Genomic DNA, 1,765 nt, shown 5'->3' with positions numbered 1-1,765 from the left:
GACCCCGAGGACGCGGTGGTGCTGTGCCTGGTCGGCGCCGGCCCGCGCGCCCTGGGCGTGCTGGACCGCCTCGGCGCGCACGCCGCCGGGCTCGACCGGCCCCTGCTCGTGCACCTGGTGGACCCGTACCCGCCCGGGGCGGGGCGCGTGTGGCGCCCCGGCCAGCACCACCTGCTGTGGGCGAACTCGCGCGCCGCCGACGTCACCGTGCTGCCCGACGCCACCTCCACGCTCACCGCGCCCGTGCGCACCGGCCCGGCGCTGCACGCGTGGGTGCACGAGCACCGCGAGGAGCTGGTGGCCGAGCTGGTGGCCGCCGGCGAGGACGGCCCGGCCGCGGAGGCGCGCGCGCTGCAGCCGGGCAGCTTCCCCTCCCGGGCGCTGACCGGCCGCTACCTGGCGGCGGCCTGGCGGCACGTGCTGGCCGGCCTGCCCGCGCACGTGCGGGTGCGCGCGCACGCCGACCGCGTGGTGGACCTGACCGACGAGCGCGCCGGGGAGCCGGCCGGCGCCCGCCAGCGGGTGCACCTGGCCGGCGGCGCGGTCCTGGACGTGGACGCGGTGCTGCTGGCCCAGGGCCACCCCGACGTGCGGCCCGGTCCGCGCGAGCTCGAGCTGGCCGCCTTCGCCGAGCGGCACGGGCTGGGCTACGTCGCCCCCGCCTACACCGGCGACCTGGGCCTGGAGGACGACCGGGTGGCGGTGCGCCCCGGCGAGGACGTCCTCGTCGCCGGGATGGGCCTGGCGTTCGTGGACCTGCTGGTGCTGCTCACCGAGGGCCGCGGCGGCCGCTACGAGCAGGGCCCCGGCGGGGAGCTGGTCTACCTGCCCAGCGGTGCCGAGCCCGTCCTGCACGTCGGCTCCCGACGCGGCGTGCCGTACCGCTCGAAGATCACCTACGAGCTCGCCCGGCGCCCGGCGCTGCCGCGCTTCTGCACCGTGCAGGCCGCGCAGGAGCTGGCCGGGCGGCGCGGCGGGGCGCTGCGGCTGCACGCCGACGTGTGGCCGCTGATCGCCAAGGAGCTCGCCGGGGCCCACTACGGCGAGCTGTTCGCCGGGCACCCCGGGCGCACCCGCCTGGCGGCGGCGGACTTCGACGCCCGGTTCGCGGCCGCCCCCTGGGGGTCGGCGGAGCTGGACGCCCTCGTCGAGGAGGCGGTGCCCGACCCCGCCGACCGCCTGGACCTGGCCCGCCTGGACCGCCCCCTGGCCGGGTGGTCCTCACCCACCGCGCAGGGCGTGCACGAGCGGGTGCGCGCGCACGTGGCCGCCGACGTCGCCCGCCGCGGCGACCCCGCGCACAGCGCCGACGCGGCGGTGTTCAGCGCGCTGCTGTCCTGCTACGGCACGGTCGCGGCGCTGGCCGCGCGAGGCCTGCTCGACGCGCGCTCCACCGCGCTGGAGGTCGACGGCTGGTGGCACGGGTTCTTCAGCTGCGTGGCCTCCGGCCCGCCGCCGCAGCGGCTGCGCCAGCTGCTCGCGCTCGCCGACGCCGGGGTGGTGCGCTTCCTCGGCGGGGACGTGCGGGTGCAGCCCGACGAGGCGGCGCGGGCGTGGACGGCGGTGGGCGGCAACGGCCCGGTGCGCGTCTCGACCCGCGTGCTGATCGACGCCCGGCTGCCCTCCCCCAGCGTGCGCGGGGCGGCGGACCCGCTGCTGCGCCACCTGTGCGCGCGCGGGGAGGCGGGCGAGCGGGAGTTCCGCGACCCCGACGGCCAGGTGTTCAGCGGCGGGCGGCTGGCGGTGGACGAGGACGGCCGGGTGC

The 1,765-nt window shown here is 79.8% G+C and carries 1 protein-coding gene; it reads left to right on the top strand.

The features are described 5' to 3' along the window. Positions 1 to 15: 15 nt before the first annotated feature. The coding region (locus tag GTR00_RS20165) for an FAD/NAD(P)-binding protein (RefSeq protein WP_166613319.1) at positions 16 to 1,765 on the top strand (1,750 nt) is incomplete at its 3' end.

This window comes from Kineococcus indalonis (assembly GCF_009906395.1).
Lineage (GTDB): Bacteria > Actinomycetota > Actinomycetes > Actinomycetales > Kineococcaceae > Kineococcus > Kineococcus indalonis.
The sequence above is the reverse complement of the archived record's forward strand: the minus strand, read 5'-3'. Positions and strand labels throughout refer to the sequence as shown.